The sequence below is a fragment of the Streptomyces sp. NPDC007856 genome (genome assembly GCF_042868225.1).
In the GTDB taxonomy this organism is placed as follows: Bacteria; Actinomycetota; Actinomycetes; order Streptomycetales; family Streptomycetaceae; genus Streptomyces.
In genome coordinates, this window is sequence record NZ_JBIAEC010000087.1 from 1 (window position 1) to 3,194 (window position 3,194).

At 68.5% G+C, this 3,194-nt stretch carries 5 protein-coding genes and 1 pseudogene; 3 read left to right on the forward strand and 3 right to left on the reverse strand.

Annotated features, from left to right (window positions below):
- Positions 1-114: 114 nt before the first annotated feature.
- Entirely contained in the window at positions 115-468 is a 354-nt protein-coding gene (locus ACFYOH_RS44540; RefSeq protein ID WP_388638019.1) for a hypothetical protein, read from the reverse strand.
- 214 nt (positions 469-682) lie between these two features.
- On the opposite strand from ACFYOH_RS44540, the pseudogene ACFYOH_RS44545 reads away from it, so the two are divergent.
- Positions 683-781, forward strand: a pseudogene (locus tag ACFYOH_RS44545) (enoyl-CoA hydratase/isomerase family protein); the annotation flags it as partial.
- 218 nt (positions 782-999) lie between these two features.
- Here ACFYOH_RS44545 and ACFYOH_RS44550 read toward each other — a convergent pair.
- The gene (locus ACFYOH_RS44550; protein ID WP_388638022.1) at positions 1,000-1,527 is read right to left on the reverse strand and encodes a hypothetical protein; all 528 of its coding nucleotides are present in this window, start codon (positions 1,525-1,527) and stop codon (positions 1,000-1,002) included.
- A gap of 486 nt (positions 1,528-2,013) precedes the next feature.
- On the opposite strand from ACFYOH_RS44550, the gene ACFYOH_RS44555 reads away from it, so the two are divergent.
- Positions 2,014-2,262, forward strand: a complete 249-nt coding sequence (locus tag ACFYOH_RS44555; RefSeq protein ID WP_388638025.1) for a hypothetical protein — start codon at positions 2,014-2,016, stop codon at positions 2,260-2,262.
- On the opposite strand, the gene ACFYOH_RS44560 is transcribed toward ACFYOH_RS44555, so the two are convergent.
- Positions 2,247-2,426: a hypothetical protein gene (locus ACFYOH_RS44560; protein WP_388638028.1), complete on the reverse strand. Its 180-nt coding sequence runs from the start codon at positions 2,424-2,426 to the stop codon at positions 2,247-2,249. The genes ACFYOH_RS44555 and ACFYOH_RS44560 overlap by 16 nt on opposite strands.
- Before the next feature lie 16 nt (positions 2,427-2,442).
- On the opposite strand from ACFYOH_RS44560, the gene ACFYOH_RS44565 reads away from it, so the two are divergent.
- Positions 2,443-2,850 (forward strand): hypothetical protein, encoded by a 408-nt coding sequence (locus ACFYOH_RS44565; protein WP_388638031.1) that lies wholly within the window; start codon positions 2,443-2,445, stop codon positions 2,848-2,850.
- The last annotated feature ends 344 nt before the right edge of the window (positions 2,851-3,194 follow it).

The following is a 3,194-nucleotide window of genomic DNA, read 5'->3' on the forward strand; positions in this document are numbered from 1 at the left end:
CATCAGGGCCCCTTTGAAAGGATCAGCAAGGCGGTGCCGGCACTCGGGCGAGTGTGACATGTTCGATAATGCCAAAGTAGGTGGTTTGTTGTCCAATCTGACGCCAGAATCGGCCTACAGCGCTTCCTCGCCCAGCAGGCACACCCCGAAGCGCGCCGCACGCTCCTCCAGCTCCGTGTAGGCCATGGCGGCCGGCGCGGCATCCCAGGTCACGAAAGCGAGGGCGGAGACCGCCTCGCTGCGCGTCATCCCCTCCTCCCACGGCACGCCCGTAGCGGTGCACCGTTCGGCGAGCTGGGCGTCGGACAAGGTCGCGGTCTCCCGGTCCACGCCGGCCCGGACGTCGGCGACGCCCTCGCACCAGGCGTGGTGGCCTCTGGACAGCAAGTCGTGCAGCGCGTCCGGGTCGCTTACACGCTGGGCCTGGGCGGCGCGTTCGAGCAGCAGGGCGGTGGGGTTCGTCTCCATGGTCATCTCCTGCATCCACTGTAGGGGGCGCCCGCTGCGCCGAGGGGCACAGCAGGCGGTGGCCATCAGCTGTGAACGGTGCAGCCGTCGCACAGCGCGCGGCCGCCGCGATGAGCCGGTTCGGGCCTCTTGCGGGGCTCCTTCTTCAGCGCCGTCCGCACCTTGCGGCTGCGGGACTGGCAGCGGACCTGGCTGGCGCGGGTGGCGCGTCACCTGGCGCCGCCTCGCGGCGATCGGCCGCGAGCTGCCCGGGACCGTCCTCGTCGTCGTGCTCCGGGCCGAGGGCACCTCGTTCTCCGCAGGCCTCGACCGCGCCGACGTCCATCGCCTTCAGCGCTGCGAGGGCAGGGCGCTGCACGGCCGGGTCTGCGCGAAGGGCCGACCACGACCGATGCTGGACCGCTGTCGCGTCCGGATGCAATCGAGCAACGGAAAGCCCAGCGCGGCCGTCCCGTTGACGGGACGGCCGCAAGACCTAGCGGATGGGCCGGCTTCGACCATGCAGTGACCGCCGGCATGGCGTATCGCCGCTCAGCAGGCACCACCGAAGCGGCCGGTGTCCCAGTTCCCCGCCTGGCCGTTGTCGAACTCGTGGGACCATCCGACCATCCCGCACGAGCCGGTACTCCAATAGTCGATCGTCGCCACCGGCTCGATCGCGTCGTGGTAGAAGCCGGATGTGTCGATCGACATGGCGGGAGTGTCGGCCCAGCCGCCCCTGCTGTAGATCGAGTCCTGGCTGATCTGGGTGTAGCCGTAATCCCGGCCAGTGAACAGATCGTGCATCTTGATGGTGACCAGGGTGACCACGTCGCTGGTGGCGAGGTTTGTGACGTGGAACTCCGCATAGACCTCGCGGCAAGACGAGTAGTAGCCCAGGTAGAGCACGCCGATCTGGCTGCCCCCGTTGTTCGTGCCCCGGTTCAAGGACACGGGATATTGGAGTGCCACCGGGTTGACGCACGAGGCAGCCTGCGCGGGTGACGCCGATGTCGTGGCGAGGCCGCCGGCGGCGAGTGCTACGGCTGCGACGGCGCGTATCAAACGCTTGAGCTTCATTGAGACGTTGCCTTCCCGTCGGCGGATGCCCACGCGATGGAGCAGCCTGCCGAAGCCCCCCGCTGGCGATTTCATGTTCCAGGGGCCACCGATGGACCGCAAGAGCGGCCGCAGGCGTTTTCGGGACATGTAGGAGATGGCGGCGAGTGGGTGTGATCATCTGATCTGGGGCGTTGTTGCCGTGGGCTCGCGCTGTCCGATGGCGGAAGCGGCGAGGGAGCAGACAGCCCGGGCGCGTGCGGCTAGAGTCCGTAGGGCACGGCCAGCTTGGCTGGCTGCGACGGGAATGGGTCCGACGTCCCTTTCGGGCGTGGGTGCCACGGAAGTTGGCACTGCGTCAATCGCGACAACTTCACACGCGGCCTGTACGTCGGCAGGGCCTCAGTTGATCATCCGTCTTCAGGGTGGTCGACCTGAGACACCTGCCATCCTGCATGCGGTTTGCGCTCAGCTCGGCCGCCCTCCATTCGCGGGAGGGACCCGAGCGTGCAGTTGCAGATCGTCCTTGTCATTCTGGGTGCGGCTGGTGTTGTGTCCGCCTTTCTGTTCGCCCTGAAGGGTCTGCTCGACCAGATTCCCGATGTGATCCGCTCATGGCGCCGCGTCGTGGATGAAGCCCGCCTCTCCCACTCTGATAACGGCCGAACTCCGGAGGACAGTCGCCGCCGTCCGCCAGCATCGACGGATCGTGATGAGGGATTCGGCGGTGCGAGCGGTAGTCAGCGTGAGTCTTGATCGCCTTCGTCGGGGAAGAGGGGGCGCACGCTGTGCTCGCGCAGCAGCGGCAGCATGAACTCCTTGACCAAGAGCCGGGTTTCGGGCCATTCGCTGCCGGTGGCCATGTAGAGGACGGCGGTGCGTTCCACGTCGATGCCGTGCGCGGCGGGGTCGGTGAGCATCTTTGCCAGATAGGCGGTGGAGGTCCGGGAGAAGCTGCGCACCGTTGCCGCGCGGGGTTGGGCGTACGACGTCGTCGCGCACCAGCAGGCGGCGATGCCCGAGCAGCTGCTCACGCCCCCGGCTGCCGGGCCCGAGCACGGCGACCAGGAGCCAGACGCCGCCCGCCGGGAGGCGATCGACCTGACGGCGCTGCGGGCCTTGAGGAAGTCACGCACGGACGTGGAAGCCCTCGATCTCACGGCCGAGCGGGTACTCCGCCTCCAGAACGCGTTCACCAAGGCGGCCGACGACTCCCGCGCCCGCGCGGACCGCTACGCCGAACAGAACGATGCCGACGGAGCGCACCCGGTGCGCCAGGACGACCAGCGGGCGCACCGCTCGCAGGAGCCCGGACCGCACCGCGGCCGGGGGGCCGGCCACTGAGTGCACCCGATGCTGCGCACCCGATGCCGTGATACGCGTCGACGATGCCGGTGGTGGGCGGGTGGTCAGTCGGTCTGGGCCTGTGGCGTTCCTGGGTGGGCGTGGTCGATGACGAGGGCATCGGTGTGGTGTTCGTGGGCTGTGCGTGCGGTCTCCAGCAGGTGTCGCCAGGAGGTGACGGCCGGGCGGCGGCGCAGCAGTCGCGGGAGGGAGGGGGTCTTTGTCCGCGATGGGATGGTGCCCGGGGGGGCCTCTATGAAGCTTCTATGTCCCGTCAACCCCCAATTCGGCCGCGGCGGCGTTGTTGAGATGACGGTAGAGGCGTCGGGCGAGGTAGCGCTTGA

Coding starts and splice junctions, on each gene's coding strand:
- ACFYOH_RS44540 (WP_388638019.1), bottom strand. CDS start 468: ATGGAGACGAACCCCACCGCCCTGCTGCTCGAACGCGCCGCCCAGGCC.
- ACFYOH_RS44550 (WP_388638022.1), bottom strand. CDS start 1,527: ATGAAGCTCAAGCGTTTGATACGCGCCGTCGCAGCCGTAGCACTCGCC.
- ACFYOH_RS44560 (WP_388638028.1), bottom strand. CDS start 2,426: ATGCTCACCGACCCCGCCGCGCACGGCATCGACGTGGAACGCACCGCC.